Annotated in this window: 19 protein-coding genes and 1 riboswitch; of the genes, 8 read left to right on the top strand and 11 right to left on the bottom strand. The window is 72.1% G+C overall.

Annotated features, from left to right (window positions below):
- Window positions 1–3: 3 nt before the first annotated feature.
- A complete protein-coding gene (locus GQS52_RS12995; protein WP_182313615.1) occupies window positions 4–243 on the bottom strand; it encodes a hypothetical protein in 240 nt (79 codons plus the stop codon).
- A complete protein-coding gene (locus GQS52_RS12990; protein WP_182316411.1) occupies window positions 243–485 on the bottom strand; it encodes a hypothetical protein in 243 nt (80 codons plus the stop codon). Before GQS52_RS12990 ends, GQS52_RS12995 begins: the two co-directional genes overlap by 1 nt.
- A 105-nt stretch (window positions 486–590) precedes the next feature.
- Here GQS52_RS12990 and GQS52_RS12985 point away from each other — a divergent pair, with 105 nt between their 5' ends.
- Together GQS52_RS12985 and GQS52_RS12980 are read left to right on the top strand one after the other, a co-directional pair.
- Window positions 591–1,337, top strand: a complete 747-nt coding sequence (locus GQS52_RS12985) for a helix-turn-helix domain-containing protein (RefSeq protein WP_182313614.1) — start codon at window positions 591–593, stop codon at window positions 1,335–1,337.
- 2 nt (window positions 1,338–1,339) lie between these two features.
- Window positions 1,340–1,810, top strand: coding sequence for an NUDIX domain-containing protein (locus GQS52_RS12980; protein WP_182313613.1), 471 nt, complete (start codon window positions 1,340–1,342; stop codon window positions 1,808–1,810).
- A gap of 147 nt (window positions 1,811–1,957) precedes the next feature.
- On the opposite strand, the gene thiC is transcribed toward GQS52_RS12980, so the two are convergent.
- Window positions 1,958–3,766, bottom strand: coding sequence for a phosphomethylpyrimidine synthase ThiC (gene thiC, locus GQS52_RS12975; RefSeq protein WP_182313612.1), 1,809 nt, complete (start codon window positions 3,764–3,766; stop codon window positions 1,958–1,960).
- A riboswitch (TPP riboswitch) is annotated at window positions 3,760–3,872 on the bottom strand. It overlaps the preceding gene by 7 nt.
- Before the next feature lie 61 nt (window positions 3,873–3,933).
- Here thiC and GQS52_RS12970 point away from each other — a divergent pair.
- Complete coding sequence (locus tag GQS52_RS12970) at window positions 3,934–5,298, top strand: YibE/F family protein (RefSeq protein ID WP_259370754.1); 1,365 nt, start codon at window positions 3,934–3,936, stop codon at window positions 5,296–5,298.
- A gap of 51 nt (window positions 5,299–5,349) precedes the next feature.
- Here the strand turns inward: GQS52_RS12970 and GQS52_RS12965 are convergent, their stop codons facing one another.
- Window positions 5,350–5,544 (bottom strand): DUF5326 family protein, encoded by a 195-nt coding sequence (locus tag GQS52_RS12965; protein WP_182316409.1) that lies wholly within the window; start codon window positions 5,542–5,544, stop codon window positions 5,350–5,352.
- Window positions 5,545–5,693: 149 nt separating this feature from the next.
- Window positions 5,694–6,011: a cupin domain-containing protein gene (locus tag GQS52_RS12960; RefSeq protein ID WP_182313611.1), complete on the bottom strand. Its 318-nt coding sequence runs from the start codon at window positions 6,009–6,011 to the stop codon at window positions 5,694–5,696.
- Window positions 6,012–6,059: 48 nt separating this feature from the next.
- On the opposite strand from GQS52_RS12960, the gene GQS52_RS12955 reads away from it, so the two are divergent.
- On the top strand, window positions 6,060–6,437 hold the full coding sequence (locus GQS52_RS12955; RefSeq protein ID WP_182313610.1) for a phage holin family protein: 378 nt from the start codon (window positions 6,060–6,062) through the stop codon (window positions 6,435–6,437).
- 26 nt (window positions 6,438–6,463) lie between these two features.
- Here the strand turns inward: GQS52_RS12955 and GQS52_RS12950 are convergent, their stop codons facing one another.
- Both GQS52_RS12950 and GQS52_RS12945 read right to left on the bottom strand, forming a co-directional pair.
- A complete protein-coding gene (locus tag GQS52_RS12950; protein WP_182313609.1) occupies window positions 6,464–6,817 on the bottom strand; it encodes an SsgA family sporulation/cell division regulator in 354 nt (117 codons plus the stop codon).
- Window positions 6,818–6,877: 60 nt separating this feature from the next.
- Entirely contained in the window at window positions 6,878–7,639 is a 762-nt protein-coding gene (locus tag GQS52_RS12945) for a helix-turn-helix domain-containing protein (RefSeq protein WP_259370753.1), read from the bottom strand.
- Between the two features lie 128 nt (window positions 7,640–7,767).
- Here GQS52_RS12945 and GQS52_RS12940 point away from each other — a divergent pair, with 128 nt between their 5' ends.
- The 3 genes from GQS52_RS12940 (at window position 7,768) to GQS52_RS12930 (ending at window position 10,795) form a co-directional block, all read left to right on the top strand.
- Entirely contained in the window at window positions 7,768–8,931 is a 1,164-nt protein-coding gene (locus GQS52_RS12940) for a cystathionine gamma-lyase (RefSeq protein WP_259370752.1), read from the top strand.
- A 320-nt stretch (window positions 8,932–9,251) separates the two neighbouring features.
- Window positions 9,252–10,127 carry a LysR family transcriptional regulator gene (locus tag GQS52_RS12935; RefSeq protein ID WP_182313607.1) on the top strand — a complete coding sequence of 292 codons (876 nt, stop codon included), beginning with the start codon at window positions 9,252–9,254 and terminating at the stop codon, window positions 10,125–10,127.
- Between the two features lie 149 nt (window positions 10,128–10,276).
- Entirely contained in the window at window positions 10,277–10,795 is a 519-nt protein-coding gene (locus GQS52_RS12930) for an NUDIX hydrolase (RefSeq protein WP_182316407.1), read from the top strand.
- Between the two features lie 116 nt (window positions 10,796–10,911).
- On the opposite strand, the gene GQS52_RS12925 is transcribed toward GQS52_RS12930, so the two are convergent.
- From GQS52_RS12925 to GQS52_RS12910, 4 genes are all read right to left on the bottom strand, one after another.
- Complete coding sequence (locus GQS52_RS12925) at window positions 10,912–11,559, bottom strand: HAD family phosphatase (protein WP_182313606.1); 648 nt, start codon at window positions 11,557–11,559, stop codon at window positions 10,912–10,914.
- A 167-nt stretch (window positions 11,560–11,726) separates the two neighbouring features.
- Window positions 11,727–12,578: an isocitrate lyase/phosphoenolpyruvate mutase family protein gene (locus GQS52_RS12920; RefSeq protein ID WP_182313605.1), complete on the bottom strand. Its 852-nt coding sequence runs from the start codon at window positions 12,576–12,578 to the stop codon at window positions 11,727–11,729.
- Between the two features lie 168 nt (window positions 12,579–12,746).
- Window positions 12,747–13,442, bottom strand: coding sequence for an MBL fold metallo-hydrolase (locus tag GQS52_RS12915; RefSeq protein WP_182313604.1), 696 nt, complete (start codon window positions 13,440–13,442; stop codon window positions 12,747–12,749).
- A gap of 108 nt (window positions 13,443–13,550) precedes the next feature.
- A complete protein-coding gene (locus GQS52_RS12910; RefSeq protein WP_182313603.1) occupies window positions 13,551–14,132 on the bottom strand; it encodes a dihydrofolate reductase family protein in 582 nt (193 codons plus the stop codon).
- 128 nt (window positions 14,133–14,260) lie between these two features.
- Between GQS52_RS12910 and GQS52_RS12905 the strand changes: the two genes are divergently transcribed.
- Window positions 14,261–14,836 carry a TetR/AcrR family transcriptional regulator gene (locus GQS52_RS12905; protein ID WP_182313602.1) on the top strand — a complete coding sequence of 192 codons (576 nt, stop codon included), beginning with the start codon at window positions 14,261–14,263 and terminating at the stop codon, window positions 14,834–14,836.
- Window positions 14,837–14,867: the final 31 nt, after the last annotated feature.

Here is a 14,867-nt window from a genome sequence, read left to right as displayed (position 1 = left end):
GGATCAGGACAGGGCCACGCGGGCGAGTCCGTCTCGTCCGGCCACGAGCCGCACCGGCGTCCGCGACGTCCGCATGACCTGGATGGGAAGCGAAGGGCCCAGGACGTAGACGTTGCCGTCGGCGAACTCCAGGACCTTTCGCCCGCCCGCGACCCGCCGCACGTTCGTCACGGCGTGCGGGTTTCCGCCGATCGTGATCACGTCTCCGAGGAGGACGCCGACGTACCGGCCGATGACGCGCATCACAGGCCGACCCGGCTGTTGTTGTTCTTCACGGCCAGGCGCGCGCTCAGTTCCTCCCGCGCCTTGGGTGCCACGACGTCATCGGGCATGGCGTCCCACTCGATGCCGCCGTTCATCGGTCGCATCTGAACACGTCCACCGATCTCGCCCATGACGAGGCCGATGCGTCCGGTCCTCTGGTCCTTGGCCAGTTCGCCCACTCCGGGCCTGGCCTGCTGATTGCTCGCCATGGGCACGAGCATGCTGCCGTTCACAAGGACGTCGGAACCTCCACCAAACCCCACTTCGGGACGTCCCGCGTCAGGTAGAACGTCCCTAGTGCCGTCCCAACTATCAGGGGGAAACTCATGCCGAACGAGAGGCTTCGTGCCGTCATGGCGGACGGAGGCTGGACGTACGCCACCCTCGCGCAAAAGGTCGACGTAGACCCCAAATCCGTTGAGCGATGGGTCAATCTCGGACGTACGCCACGCCGTGTCACAGCCATGCGGGCGGCAGAGACCCTAGGAGAAGACGTGCACGCACTCTGGCCGGCACTCCGGCAGGCGCGCGCGGCGCGAGCGATCAGCCCGGAGCTCGTGGCGCTCTACGACCAGCGGGTAGACATCCCCGTATCCGCGTTCGCGGACATGCTGACGCAGGCCCGCGAGCACATCGACGTGTTGGTGTACGCCGCCGTCTTCTTGCATGAGGCGTATCCCCGACTCAACGAGCTCTTGCGAGAGCGAGCCGCAGACGGCTGCGCGATCCGGATCGCGGTGGGCGACGCCGAGAGCGAGAACGTTCGGGCGCGCGGCCAGGAGGAGAAGTTCGGGCACGGCATCGAGTCCCGTTGCCAACTGGCGCTCATGCACTACCGGCCCCTGATCGGCGTGCCCGGCATCGACATCCGGACGCACGGAACGACGCTCTACAACTCGATCTACCGTGCCGATGATCAGTTGCTGGTCAATGCCCACGTCTGGGGCGTCAACGCGTACGGGGCCCCGGTGTGGCATCTTCGGCGAAGCGGGGAAGGCGGCATGTTCGACACCTACGCCGAGAGCTTCAACGCGGTGTGGTCCACGGCGACGCCCGTACGGCACGAGGGGTGACCATGGCACGGACCGAGTACTACGACGACCCGAACGCGCCCAAGCCGAACAGCATGGTTGTCGCAGCTTCGGCCGTCGTCACCGACGAGCAGGGGCGCATCCTGCTCCAGCGTCGACGCGACAACGATCTGTGGGCCCTCCCCGGCGGGGGCATGGATCTCACCGACTCTCTCCCCGGCACGGCCGTCCGCGAGGTCAAGGAAGAGACCGGCTTGGACGTGGAGATCACGGGGCTGGTCGGCACGTACACCGACCCGAGGCACATCATCGCCTACACGGATGGCGAGGTGCGTCGGCAGTTCAACGTTTGCTTCACCGCGCGGATTGTCGGCGGAGAACTGGCGATCTCCGACGAGTCGACGGAGCTACGGTTCGTCCGTCCAGACGAACTGAACGCACTTCCGATGCACCACACACAGCGGCTCAGACTCCGCCACTTCATGGAGCGCCGCGTGCAGCCCTACCTCGGCTGACCTTGTCTGCTCCAGCCGACTGCGGCTGTCCGAGCGTCCCCGACATGCGCCGGTGGACGCTCCGACGTCAAAAGATCAGTCCGCAGAACGACGAAGGCTGACCGACGACTCCCCCGGAATGCCATCGGTCAGCCTCGTTCGCCCAGGTCAGTCGGCCAGCGGCAGGTAGACGCGGTTGCCGTTGGCGGCGAACTCCTCCGACTTCAGGCGCATCCCGGCCTCGGGATCGAGGACACCGTCGGCCCCGTCCCCCTCGCCCGTACCCGCACCGGCGGCCGCCGACAGGTCGCCGCCGTGCTCACGGCGGATGTCCTGGCTGATGCGCATCGAGCAGAACTTCGGGCCGCACATGGAGCAGAAGTGCGCGGTCTTGGCCGGCTCGGCGGGCAGCGTCTCGTCGTGGTAGGCGCGGGCGGTGTCCGGGTCCAGGGCCAGGTTGAACTGGTCCTCCCAGCGGAACTCGAAGCGGGCGTCGGACAGGGCGTCGTCCCACGCCTGGGCCCCGGGGTGGCCCTTGGCGAGGTCGGCGGCGTGCGCGGCGATCTTGTAGGTGATCACGCCGGTCTTGACGTCGTCGCGGTCGGGCAGGCCCAGGTGCTCCTTGGGGGTGACGTAGCAGAGCATCGCCGTGCCCCACCAGGCGATCATCGCGGCGCCGATGCCGGAGGTGATGTGGTCGTAGGCGGGCGCGATGTCGGTGGTGAGCGGACCGAGGGTGTAGAACGGCGCCTCCTCGCAGATCTCCTGCTGCAGGTCGACGTTCTCCTTGATCTTGTGCATCGGGACGTGCCCCGGGCCCTCGATCATGGTCTGCACGTGGTGCGACTTGGCGATCCGGTTCAGCTCCCCGAGGGTGCGCAGCTCGGCGAACTGGGCCTCGTCGTTGGCGTCGGCGATCGATCCGGGGCGCAGGCCGTCGCCGAGGGAGAAGGTGACGTCGTAGGAGGCGAGGATCGAGCAGAGCTCCTCGAAGTTCGTGTAGAGGAAGTTCTCCTGGTGGTGGGCCAGGCACCAGGCGGCCATGATGGAGCCGCCGCGGGAGACGATGCCGGTCTTGCGGCGAGCGGTCAGCGGCACGTACCGCAGCAGCACGCCGGCGTGGACGGTCATGTAGTCCACGCCCTGCTCGCACTGCTCGATCACGGTGTCCCGGTAAACGTCCCAGCTCAGCTCCTCGGCGCGGCCGTCGACCTTCTCCAGGGCCTGGTAGAGGGGCACGGTGCCGATCGGGACCGGGGAGTTGCGCAGCACCCACTCTCGGGTGGTGTGGATGTTGCGGCCCGTGGACAGGTCCATGACCGTGTCGGCGCCCCAGCGGGTCGCCCAGGTCATCTTCTCGACCTCCTCCTCGATGGAGGAGGTGACGGCGGAGTTGCCGATGTTGGCGTTGACCTTCACCAGGAAGCGCTTGCCGATGATCATCGGCTCGATCTCCGGGTGGTTGACGTTGGCCGGCAGCACCGCCCGGCCGGCGGCGATCTCCTCGCGCACCACCTCGGGGTCGACGCCCTCCCGCAGGGCGACGAACTCCATCTCCTCGGTGACCGTGCCGCGCCTGGCGTGGGCGAGCTGGGTCACCGCGGCGCCGCCGCGCCCGCGCCGGGGCAGCCGGGGGCGGCCGGGGAATACCGCGTCGAGGTTGTTCAGGCCGCCCCTGGGCGAGGTGTGCCTGATCCCGTCGTCCTCGGGCCGCACCGGGCGGCCGGGGTACTCCTCGGTGTCGCCGCGCCCGACGATCCAGTTCTCCCGCAGGGGCGGCAGCCCGCGGCGGACGTCCGTGGCGGCGTCCGGATCGGTGTACGGGCCGGACGTGTCGTACAGCGTCACGTCGCGGCCGTCGGTGAGGTGCACCTGACGCACCGGGACCCTCAGGTCCGGCCTGGAGCCGGTGAGGTACGCCTTGTGCCACCCGGCCTTGCGTCCGCTTCCGGGCGTGCGTGCATCCTGCATGGTCATGAGACCCAACTCCCTACGCCGGCATTACCCGGTAACAGGTTCAGCGGTCGGCGCAGCTGCTCAGCGCCCTCTCAGCCCGGTGCTCCGAGCTCCCGCGATGGCAAAGACGGGCCCACCGTAGTACCTGCCTGCGCGACCGCAACAGTGGGTCTTGCGATGATGCCCCGGTGGACAACGCGCACAGTCACAGTCACGCCCACGCCCACGGGCCCGCGGCCCCCGTCTCCTCGCACCTGCGCAGGGTGATCGCGGCGGTGCTCGTGCCGTTCGCCACCGCCGTGCTGGCGGGGCTGGTCCTGCTGTGGCCCGGGGGCGTTCCACCGCACGAGCGGACCGGGGTCGGCTTCGACCAGCAGACGCAGGAGGCACGGGTCACGCGGGTCGTGGACGTTCCCTGCGCGAAGGTGAACGTCGAGGGGAAGGGCCGCTGCCAGACGGCGACCATCGAGGTGACGACCGGCCCGCACACCGGGCGCACCTTCCAGGAGGTCGTCCAGCCCGACCAGCTGCGCCGCTTCGAGACCGGGCAGGGTGTGGTGGTGGCGTACGCGCCCGACGCGCCGCGGGAGTTGCAGTACTCGGTGCGGGACGTGCAGCGCGGCGTGCCGATAACGCTGCTGGCCGCGGTCTTCGCGGTGGCGGTGGTCGCCGTCGGACGGCTGCGCGGCCTGATGGCGCTGATCAGCCTGGGGATCAGCTTCGCCCTGCTGACCCTCTTCATCCTGCCCGCGATCCTGCAGGGCGCGAACCCGCTGCTGGTGGCGATCGTGGGCGGCAGCGCGATCATGCTGGTCGCGCTGTACATGTGCCACGGGTTCACCGCCCGCACCTCGGTGGCGGTGCTGGGAACGCTGGTGTCCCTGGTCCTGATCGGCCTGCTGGGCTCCCTGTTCATCGACTGGGCGCTGCTGACCGGCAACACCTCGGACGAGACCGGCCTGGTGCACTCGCTCTACCCGGACATCGAGATCCGCGGCCTGCTGCTGGCCGGCATCATCATCGGCTCGCTCGGCGTCCTCGACGACGTGACGGTCACCCAGACGTCGGCGGTGTGGGAGCTGAAGCAGGCCGACCCGACGATGAGCGTGCGCCGGCTGTACCAGGCCGGGGTGCGGATCGGCCGGGACCACATCGCCTCGACGGTCAACACCCTGGTGCTGGCCTACGCGGGCGCCGCGCTGCCCATGCTGCTGCTGTTCTCGATCGCGCGCAGCGACGTGGCCACGGTCGCCACCAGCGAGATCATCGCCGAGGAGATCGTGCGCACCCTGGTGGGCAGCATCGGCCTGGTGGCGTCGGTTCCGGTCACCACCGCGCTGGCCGCGCTGGTGGTGACGGCCGACCGGCCGGCCCGGGAAGCCGGCGGTTCCGGCGGTTCCGGAGGTCCCGCCGGCCCGGGGAACGGCGGTGGCAGTGGCGGGCACGGAGGGCACGGGAGCCACGACCCGGCGTCGCCCGGGCGGGGCCCGTCCCAGTCCGCCCTGTGGCCCGCCAAGGCCCTGCAGGGCCGGGGCCGCCGCCGGCGGCGCTAGTCGCCGGAGGCGCCGGTCCCCGGGGCCGGTCGCCGGGACCGGCCGGTGGTCCTAGTCCCGGCCGGACCCGGCCCCGAACTTCTTCACCACGAGGATCAGCGCGCCCACCAGGGCCACGAAGAGCAGCACCTTGAACAGCAGCCCGAAGAGAAAACCGAGCACACTGGTGACGAAGCCGCCGAACACGAAGAGGGCGACGAGCGGTATCGCCACCCACTTCACCCAGCCCGGCAGGCTCTCCAGCATTTCCTTCACCACGGCTCTCCCGTCCTCCTGCGGCGCACCTGCTCCCGATGCACCTGCTCCCGATGCTAGGCCCCGGGGCGGGCGGCCGGGAGGGCTCCCGGGCCCCACCCGCCCCTGAGCGCCCCCCTACGGGTGGGGGCCGGCGGCCGTCATCCCTCCGGCGGGGAGAAGACCACCATCACCCGCAGCTCCTCGGTGATGTGGTGGAAGCGGTGCGGCGTGCGGGCCGGGACGTAGACCACGCTGCCGCGCGCCACCTGGGTCGTCTCCTCGCCGACCGTCAGCGAGGCGCGTCCGCTGACGACCATGTAGATCTCGTCCTGCTCGTGCGGCGTCTGGGGGTCCAGGTCCCCGGGGCCGAGGGCGTACAGGCCCGCGGACATGGTCCGCTCGCGGAGGAACCGCAGGTAGGCCCCGTCGTTCGCGGCCCTCTCGGCCTCGAGGTCGTCAAGCCGGAACACCTTCATGCCGATTCCTTCTCCCACGCGGTGAGCACGGTCTGCCACGATCGCGTCATGAAGACTTTCACATTCCAGACCGTGGCCAACGCGGTGGCCATCGCCGTGGCAGCCTGGCTGGTCGGCGGGATCGAGCTGACCGGCGACGGCACCTGGGGCACCGTGCTCACGCTGATCCTGGTGGCGCTCCTCTTCGGGCTGGTCAACTGGCTGGTCAAGCCGGTGGTCAGCCTGCTGTCGCTGCCGTTGTTCATCCTGACGCTGGGGCTGTTCACCCTGGTGGTGAACGCGCTGATGCTGTGGCTCACGTCGTGGCTGTCGGACCAGACGGGTCTCACCTTCCACGTGGACGGCTTCTGGGCCGCCTTCTGGGGGGCGCTGATCGTCAGCGTGGTCTCCTGGGCCGTGAACGTGGTGCTCCCGGACAGGGACTGACCGGCCCGGAGCGGATCACCGGGCGATCACCGCCGGCCCGGCGGGGCCGCGGCCGGGGCGGTGCGGTTGAGGAAGGCCGCGATCGGCTGGACCCGGCTCCTGAAGCGCGCGGTGCCCCGCCGGCCCTGCAGGCTGAACAGGACCTGCGCCGGGCCGTCGATCCCGGTCGGCTCGATGCGCACCGGCCCCGACGCCACGGGGGTGCCCAGGCCGTCGGCCAGCAGCCGCCGGGGAAGGACCCACCGCACGGGCTCCTCCCCCGGGAGCTGGTACTGGAAGCGGACCGCGTCCGGGTCCTGCGGTGTGAAGAGGAGGTCCACCAGGACTCGGAACGAGCGCTCCTGGGTGACGAGGAAGGTCATGGGCACCTGGGTGCTCACCGAACTCTGCATAATCACCCATCGTCCGGGCGTGTCCAGAGGCTGGTAAGGCGATATTTTTCAAATGGTGAACGAGAAGGTGAGGTCGCCCAGGATCCTGCCGGTCCGCCGGTGCAGCTCCCCGGACACCTCGCCCAGCCGCTGCTTCTCCTCCACCGGCAGCGAGAGCCCGATGGCGGCGACGCCCGCGCCCACCCGTACGGGCACCGCCGCGCACACCGCGCCCAGCGCGTACTCCTGCACCTCCGTGACCGGCGCGGCCCCCCGGTTCGCGGCCAGCCGCCGCAGCAGCACATCCCGGTCGGTCACGGTGCGCGGGGTGAGGGCCGTCATCGGGTGGCGCGCCAGGTGGTCGCGCCGCGCCTCCTCGCCCAGCTGGGCCAGCAGGCACTGGCCGAGCGCGTGGGCGTGCGCGGTGGCGCGGAAGTCGGCCCACTCCTCCACCGCGGGCGTGCCCGGCCCGCAGGCGACGTCGACCACGTCCACCTCCCCGTCGCGGTAGACGGCGAAGTACGTCGCCGCGCCGAGGTCGTCGCGCAGGTCGTGCAGCGCGGCCCGCAGGTCCCGGCGCCCCCACTGCTGGCTGGACGCGCGGGACAGGTCGCCCACCGCCTCACCGATCCGGTAGACCCCTCCCTCCCGCCGCAGGTAGCCCTCGTGGACGAGGGTGCGCAGCAGGTGGTAGGCGGTGGCCAGGGGCAGTCCGGCACGACGGGCCAGCTGCTTGGCCGTGGCCCCCTCCTCCTGCGCCCCCACCGCCTCCAGCAGGCGCAGCGCCCGCTGGACCGACCCGATCAGCGTCGGACCGCCGCCTCCCGCCACCTCACCGACTCCTCGCCCGTACCGTCCCGACCGTCCCGGCCGGCCATTGCACCACACCCGGAAGGAGCCCTTCCGTCCGGCTGTCGGTTTCAATGGCGGGAACAGCCACCCACCCCCGGGAGACGACCATGGACGAGCGGCAGCACACGACGGACGCGGGGACGGGCGGCGGGACGGGCGAGGGGACCAGGGCCGTGCACGCGGGCCGGCCCGGCCACGAGCCGTACACGCCCTCGCTCCCCGGCCCGGTCTTCGCCGCCCACTACCACCTGCCCGGGGAGCCGACCGGGCCGTACACCTACGGGCGGGACGAGAACCCCACCTGGACCCTCCTGGAACGCGCGATCGGCGAACTGGAGTCCCCCGACGAGCCCGCGGAGACGGTGGTGTTCTCCTCCGGGATGGCCGCCATCTCCTCGGTGCTGCTGGGCCAGGTCCGCACCGGGGACGTGGTCGTACTGCCCACCGACTGCTACCAGGCGACCCGTTCGCTGCGCGAACGCCTGGAGTCCTACGGGGCCGAGGTGCGCATGGCCCCGACGGCGGGCGACGCGCAGGAGCGGCTGCTCGACGGCGCCCGGCTGCTGTGGATCGAGAGCCCCTCCAACCCCGGACTGGACGTGTGCGACATCCGGCGGCTGGCGGACGCCGCGCACGCGGCCGGCGCGCTGGTCGCCGTCGACAACACCCTGGCGACCCCGCTGGGCCAGCGCCCCCTGGACCTGGGCGCGGACTTCTCCGTGGCCAGCGGCACCAAGGCGCTGACCGGCCACGGTGACGTCCTGCTCGGCTACGTGGCCTGCCGGGACGAGCGGCTGGCCGCCTCCGTGCGGTACTGGCGCAAGACGGTCGGGGCGATCCCCGGGCCGATGGAGTCGTGGCTCGCGCACCGCTCGCTGGCGACACTGCAATTGCGCGTGGACCGCCAGGCGTCCAACGCGGTCGCGCTCGCGCGTGCGCTGCGCGGGCGCCCGGAGGTGACGGACGTACGGCACCCCGGGCTGGCGGAGGACCCCTCGCACGAGCAGGCCGCCCGGCAGATGCGCCGCTACGGATCGGTCGTCTCCTTCACCCTGCCGGACCAGCGGTTCGCGGAGCGCTTCCTGGCCGCGCTGCGGCTGACCTCGGAGGCGACGAGCTTCGGCAGCGTGCAGTGCACGGCGGAGCGGCGCGGGCGCTGGGGCGGCGACGCGGTCGCACCGGGGTTCGTCCGCTTCTCGGTGGGCGTGGAGGACCCGGAGGACATCCTGCGGGACGTCCTCGGGGCGCTGGAGGCGGCGGCCGGGGCGTAGGCACGGGGACGTCGGCCGGGCGGCGGGGGGCACGGCGCAAAGCGCGGGACGGGGCGGGGCAGTGGTGCGGCGCGGGGCAGTGGTGCGGCGGGGCAGGCGGAAGCGGTCCGAACCTCCCCCCTCGTGGCTCGGACCGCCCCGACCGGCCGAAGGAATTCCCTCGGCTGACATGACAAAGGTAATTGACTACGGGTCAGTGTCCAATCACTGATCCGGTGTTCGCCCATCACCGTGCTTATCGCTCCGTACTCCGGCGCGCACCCCCGGGGACCACCGGGCACCGTTGCCCCGCCGGGCGGTGTCCGGTGATGATTCGTCGGATGGACCTGACCCTGTTGCGGACCTTCGTGACGGTGCACCGAGCCGGCTCGTTCACCAGGGCCGCCCGGCTCCTGGGACTGTCCCAGCCCGCCGTGACCGGGCAGATCCGCAGCCTCGAACGCCTGGTCGGACGTCCGCTGTTCCTGCGCCTGCCCCGCGGGGTGTCCCCGACGACCGCCGGCGACGAGCTCGCCCGCAAGGTCGCCCCGCACCTGGACGCCCTGCTGGAGATAGCCCAGGCCGACCTGTACGACGACTCCCCCCGCACCCTCTACCTGGCCGTCCCGGCGGAGCTGGCCTCCCACCGGGTGCTCCCGGCCCTCGCCCCCCTGGTGGGCGAGGGCCTGGCCCTGCGGGTGGCCCTGGGGCGCGGCGAGGAGAACCTCGCCGGCCTCGCCGCCGGCCACTACGACCTGACCGTCGGCCTGACCCGCCCCAAGGACCGCCTGCTCACCTCGACGGTGCTGTGCGACGAGGAGTACGTGCTCGTCGCGTCCCCCGAGAGGGCGGCGGACGCCGGCGGCCGCGGCCCCGAGGAACTGGAACGGATCCCGATCGTCGAGACGGGCGAGGACCTGCCGCTGGTCACCCGCTACTGGTCCGCGGTCTTCGACACCGGGCCGTCGGTGGACGGCACGGTCGTCGTGCCGGACCTGCGGGCGGTCCTGGCCTGCGTGCGGGCCGGGGCGGGACTGGCCGTGTTACCCCGCCACCTGTGCCGGGCCGACCTGGAGGCCGGGACGCTGGTCGCCCTGCTGGACCCGCCGGTCCCCCCGCTGCGCACCTACTTCCTCTCCGCAAGGATCGGCACCCTCGCCCGGCCGCACATAGCCCGGGCCCACGCCCGGCTTCTCTCCGCGGCCGCAAGGTGGTAGCGGAGCGTCGACGGCCCGGAGCCGACCGCAGGGCCCGGACACGGGCGCGGAAACGCGGGGCGCGGGGCGCGGGGCGCGGATTTGCGGAGCACCCACGTTTCACCAGCGCCTTCCGGCGGCAGACCTCCTGCATGGGCGACATGGGTGACATGGGCAGTGAATGCGGCGAACGGCCCGGAACGCCGGCTGGCGGAGAACGCACGGTGGTCAAGCGCACAGCGCGGGCGATCCTCCTCGACGGTGACCACATGGTCCTGATCAAGCGGACCAAACCCGGCATGGAGCCGTACTGGATCACTCCCGGCGGCGGGGTGGAGGCCGAGGACCCCACGGTCGTGGACGCCCTCCACCGCGAGGTCGACGAGGAGCTGGGCGGCAAGGTCGCCGACGTCGTACCGGCGTTCGTCGACACCGTGGAACACGTCACCGACGACGGCCGCAGGGGAGTGAAGATCCAGCACTTCTTCGCCTGCCGCCTGGAGTCGATGGACGTGGGCCGCCGGCACGGCCCGGAGGTCGACGCACCCTGCGGCACGTACGAGATCGTGCGCATCCCCTTCACCCGGGCCGGGATCGCCTCCGTCGACGTCGTCCCCGCATCGCTGCGCGCCTACCTCGACGCGAACATCGAGGGGATCAGGGCGCTGCTCGCGCGCGACCTCGGCTGACGCTGCACCCGGCGGCTGCGTCTCGGCGGGCGCGTCTCGGCAGGTGCGCCCCGGCGGGGCGGGCACCGCGGCGGGGCAGGCACCGCGGCGGGGCAGGCACCGCGGCGGGGCGGACGTCAGCCGGCGGGGGACGGGTGCGCGTCCGCCACCAGGGCGTAGGCCTCGCGCAGGTCCCGGCCCGTGTAGGAGTGCGTGGCGAGTCCGCCGACGTGGTGGTCCGCATTGACCGCGACGGACGTCGACACCGCGCCGAACAGTTCCACGTCCGACATCGAGTCGCCGTAGGCGACGCACCGGTCCCACCCCACCCCGAAACGCGCGCACAGCTCGTCCGCGATGCGCACCTTGGCCGCGGCGGTCAGGATGCCCGCGGGGTCGATCGGCTCGCGGAACGGCACGGCGGGGAAGCGCGAGCCGTGCGCGGCGTGGGCGCCCCACTCCAGCAGCCGCTCCACGAAGAACCCCGGGGAGAGCGACACCACCGCGCAGTACTCGCCCCGCTCCCGGATCTCCGCCCACACCTCGCGGATGCCGTCCAGCCAGGGAGCGTCGTCGAACGCCTCGGCCACCACGTCCTCGGTCAGCCCGCCCCACAGGGCGTGGACGCGCACCGCGTAGCCGGGCGGGTCGATCTCCCCCGCCAGCAGGGCGCGCTCCAGCTCGTGCACCTCGTCGAGGACTCCGAGCCGGCGCGAGATGACCACCGGCGCCGCGGTCCCGTGTATCAGCGTCCCGTCCAGGTCGAACACGTGGAGTCTGCTCATTCCCGTGAGCATAGGGCCGGACGGGTGCGGGCAGGGCGGGGTTGCGGCAGAGCCCGGAGCCCGCCGCCCCCGTACCGACCGCATCCCCTGTCCGCGCCCCCGACCGGATCCGGCCAGGGGGCGGATCCGGTCGGCCCCGAAGGGCCGGGCGGCCCCGAGGAGGGGGGCTACGGTTTCCGCGCCTCCAGCAGCGCGTTGACCTCCTCGTGCCCCAGGGCCCCGTCCAGTTCCGTGTAGGTGCCGTCGGTGAGCACCTCCCGGACACTGCGGCCGACCAGCGTGTACGCGGCCCGGGCGACGCCCGACCCGAGGCTCACCCGGGCCGCCCCGCACGCCGCCAGCTCGGACACCGTCGGGGCCCCCGGCCCGGCCAGTACGTTCAACGGCGCCCCCAGGGCGGCCGCCAGCTCCGAGACGGTTCCCGGATCGGTCACCCCCGGCACGAAGATCCCGTCCGCACCGGCCTCCAGGAACACCTCGGCACGGGCCAGCGCCTCCTTCACCCGGTCCTGCGGATCGCCGACGGCCCGCAGGAAGACGTCGGTGCGGGCGTTGACGAAGAGCGGGACCTGTCCGGCGTCGGCCGCCCCGCGGGCCGCCGCAATCCGTTCCGCCTGTTCCTCGACCGGACGCAGGGGGGCCGGTCCTCCGTAGAGGGCGTCCTCCAGGTTGATCCCCACGGCGCCCGCCGCGAGCACTCCCCGGACCGTCTCGGCGACTCCTTCCGCGTCGGCCGCGAATCCGCTCTCGATGTCGGCGGTGACCGGAAGGTCCACGGCCGCGACGACACGGGCGGTACGGGCCAGGGCGGAGTCCCGGTCGAGCGCGTCGCCGTCCGGTGTTCCGAGGCTCCAGGCCACGGCCGCACTGGTGGTGGCCACCGCCGCCGCGCCGGCCTCCTCGACGATGCGGGCGCTCACCGCGTCCCAGGCGTTGGCCAGTACCAGCGGTTCACCGCTGCGGTGCAAGGAGTGGAAGGTGCGGGCTTTGCTCTGCTGCCGGGCAAGGTGATCGGTCATGGAGCCACTCCACCAGGAAGAACTCCGTCCCGCTGGCGGTTTCCGGACACCACCGGCCCGCCCTGCGGGCGGCGGCACACGCCGCTGTTTCACGTGAAACAGCGGGCCCCGTGAAACAGCGAACGCGGAACGGCGGGGCAGCGCCCGACGGACGCTCGGACCGCACCGTCAGGCCGGCAGGTCCCGTACCACCGCGCGCATCCTCTCCGCCGCCCCCTCCACGATCGGGTCGCCGTGGCCGAAGCAGGCCGTGCGCACGTCCAGCCCGGCGAGCCGGCGGAACGAGGAGGCCGCGCGGGCCCGGTCGAGGTTGAACACGCCCAGCATCACCTGCCCCTCCATGTGCGCCACGGTGTCGCCGGTGAACAGCACGCCGTGCGCGGGGAGGTGCACCGCCAGGCTCCCGTCGGTGTGGCCGGGGGTCGCGACCACCACGGCGCCGCCGCCGAATCCGATGAGGTCACCGTCCTCCAGTTCCCGGTCCACCCGGGCGGGCGGGGCCGGGGGAAGCGGCGGGAGCGCGTCGCGGATCGGCCGCTCCCAGTCCTCGAGGACCGGTGGCGGGCCGGGTGCCTCCCCCCGGACGACGGGGGCTTCGAGCCGGTGCGCCATCACCTCCACGTCGCCCCACGCGCCGATCTCCGCCGCGGACCCGGCGTGGTCCTCGTGGAAGTGGGTGAGGACCACCCTCCGCAGGCGGTGCCGCCCCATTCCCGGCTCGCGGATCGCGGCGGCGATTCCGGGACCGGAGCCGGCCGGGCCGGTGTCGACCAGGGTCAGCTCGTCGCCGTCCCGCCACAGGTACGCCTGGCCGACCTCGAAACGGAGCATGCGGAGGTTCGGGGTGATCTCGATCGTCTCCATGCCGCGATCCTGCCTGCGGCTGCCGGGGGTGTCCCGGCTTCCGCCCAGGGCGAATCCCCGCCTGCCCAGCGGTACCGGCCCGGGGACGGAGAGGCCTGTGCGGCCCGGTCACCGCTTCCGGCCGTACTTCCTGACCAGCGCGCCGCTGCCGAAGGTGCGGACCGACTCGAGTGCGAAGTCGGTGAGGCGGAAGCCCGAGGCGAACATCGGCATGCCGGAGCCGAGGACGACGGGGTAGGTCTTGATGACGAGTTCGTCGATCTCGTCCAGGAGTTCACCGGCGAGCTGCGACCCGCCGCACAGGTAGATCCCCGCCCCGTCCTCCTCCTTGAGCTCTCGAACCCTCCCGACGAGGTCGTCGGAGACGATCTCCACCGCAGGGTCGGGCGACTCCCCGATACCGCGCGAGGCCACGAGCTGGCGCAGGTGGGCGTAGGGGCTGGTGATCCCCACGTCCAGGGCCACTTGGTAGCTGCGCCGGCCCTGGACGATCACGTCGAAATGCCTCTTCTCGAAGCCGTCGAGGCCGAAGAGCGCGTGGGCCTGGGTCGGCAGGGTCTCCGGGTACTCCGTCTTGAGGAAACCGATGAACTCCTCGTCCAGGTACTGGTTGAAGAAATCGCCGTCGCCGTCCGGAGCTCCGATGAAGCCGTCGATCGAGGCGGCGACGAAGTAGGTGAGCTTTCGCACGCGGATCCTGTCTGTCGGGGGCACTGAGACCGGCCCCGACGCATGCCGCCGGGACCACTACGGATATAGTGCTCCATGTGTAGTGGTTGCACAAGTCCTTTCCCTCGGAAGGCAGTTGGGAGACAGCAGTGACCCGGAACCCGGAACGCAGGACGGCTCTCGTCGACGCCGCCATCGAGGTGCTGGCACGCGAGGGAGCGCGCGGGCTCACCTTCCGCGCCGTCGACGCCCAAGCGGGAGTCCCGGCCGGCACGGCCTCCAACTACTTCGCCAGCAGGGACGACCTGTTCACGCAGGCGGGCAGCCGCATCCATGTCCGGATGACGCCCGCCCCGGCCGCGGTCGACGAGGCCATGCGGCCGGCCCCCTCACGCGAACTGGTCGCCGAACTGATGAGGTGGCTGGTCCGCCGCATGACGGAGGAACGCACCGGCTACCTGGCCCTGCTGGAACTCCGGCTGGAGGCCACCCGCCGCCCGGCGCTGCGGGCCGAGCTCGACCGCGCCGTCCGCAGCGCCCTCGAGGAGAACGTCCGCTTCCACCTCGACGCCGGGCTGCCCGGCGACGCCGACACCGTGCTCGTCCTCTACCTGGCCATGACGGGCCTGCTGGTGGAGCACTTCACCCTGCCCGGGGTGCTGTCCGGCACCGCGCTGGACGACCTGGTGGAGAAGGTCGTCGCCCGGATCGTCCCGGCGGAGTGAGCCGAGGGGCGGGGACGGGTCGGGGACGGGG

Origin of the sequence: Streptomyces sp. SCUT-3, assembly GCF_014083985.1 — a bacterium.
Lineage (GTDB): Bacteria > Actinomycetota > Actinomycetes > Streptomycetales > Streptomycetaceae > Streptomyces_H > Streptomyces_H thermolineatus.
This window is presented reverse-complemented; position numbering and strand designations above follow the sequence as displayed.

Excerpts from the sequence above, each read along its gene's own strand:
- GQS52_RS12960 (WP_182313611.1), bottom strand. The coding sequence starts at position 6,011 with ATGAAGGTGTTCCGGCTTGACGACCTCGAGGCCGAGAGGGCCGCGAAC.
- GQS52_RS12955 (WP_182313610.1), top strand. The coding sequence starts at position 6,060 with ATGAAGACTTTCACATTCCAGACCGTGGCCAACGCGGTGGCCATCGCC.
- GQS52_RS12980 (WP_182313613.1), top strand. The coding sequence starts at position 1,340 with ATGGCACGGACCGAGTACTACGACGACCCGAACGCGCCCAAGCCGAAC.
- GQS52_RS12920 (WP_182313605.1), bottom strand. The coding sequence starts at position 12,578 with ATGACCGATCACCTTGCCCGGCAGCAGAGCAAAGCCCGCACCTTCCAC.
- GQS52_RS12930 (WP_182316407.1), top strand. The coding sequence starts at position 10,277 with ATGGGCAGTGAATGCGGCGAACGGCCCGGAACGCCGGCTGGCGGAGAA.
- thiC (WP_182313612.1), bottom strand. The coding sequence starts at position 3,766 with ATGACCATGCAGGATGCACGCACGCCCGGAAGCGGACGCAAGGCCGGG.
- GQS52_RS12995 (WP_182313615.1), bottom strand. The coding sequence starts at position 243 with ATGCGCGTCATCGGCCGGTACGTCGGCGTCCTCCTCGGAGACGTGATC.
- GQS52_RS12990 (WP_182316411.1), bottom strand. The coding sequence starts at position 485 with ATGCTCGTGCCCATGGCGAGCAATCAGCAGGCCAGGCCCGGAGTGGGC.
- GQS52_RS12985 (WP_182313614.1), top strand. The coding sequence starts at position 591 with ATGCCGAACGAGAGGCTTCGTGCCGTCATGGCGGACGGAGGCTGGACG.
- GQS52_RS12965 (WP_182316409.1), bottom strand. The coding sequence starts at position 5,544 with ATGCTGGAGAGCCTGCCGGGCTGGGTGAAGTGGGTGGCGATACCGCTC.
- GQS52_RS12940 (WP_259370752.1), top strand. The coding sequence starts at position 7,768 with ATGGACGAGCGGCAGCACACGACGGACGCGGGGACGGGCGGCGGGACG.
- GQS52_RS12935 (WP_182313607.1), top strand. The coding sequence starts at position 9,252 with ATGGACCTGACCCTGTTGCGGACCTTCGTGACGGTGCACCGAGCCGGC.
- GQS52_RS12915 (WP_182313604.1), bottom strand. The coding sequence starts at position 13,442 with ATGGAGACGATCGAGATCACCCCGAACCTCCGCATGCTCCGTTTCGAG.
- GQS52_RS12925 (WP_182313606.1), bottom strand. The coding sequence starts at position 11,559 with ATGAGCAGACTCCACGTGTTCGACCTGGACGGGACGCTGATACACGGG.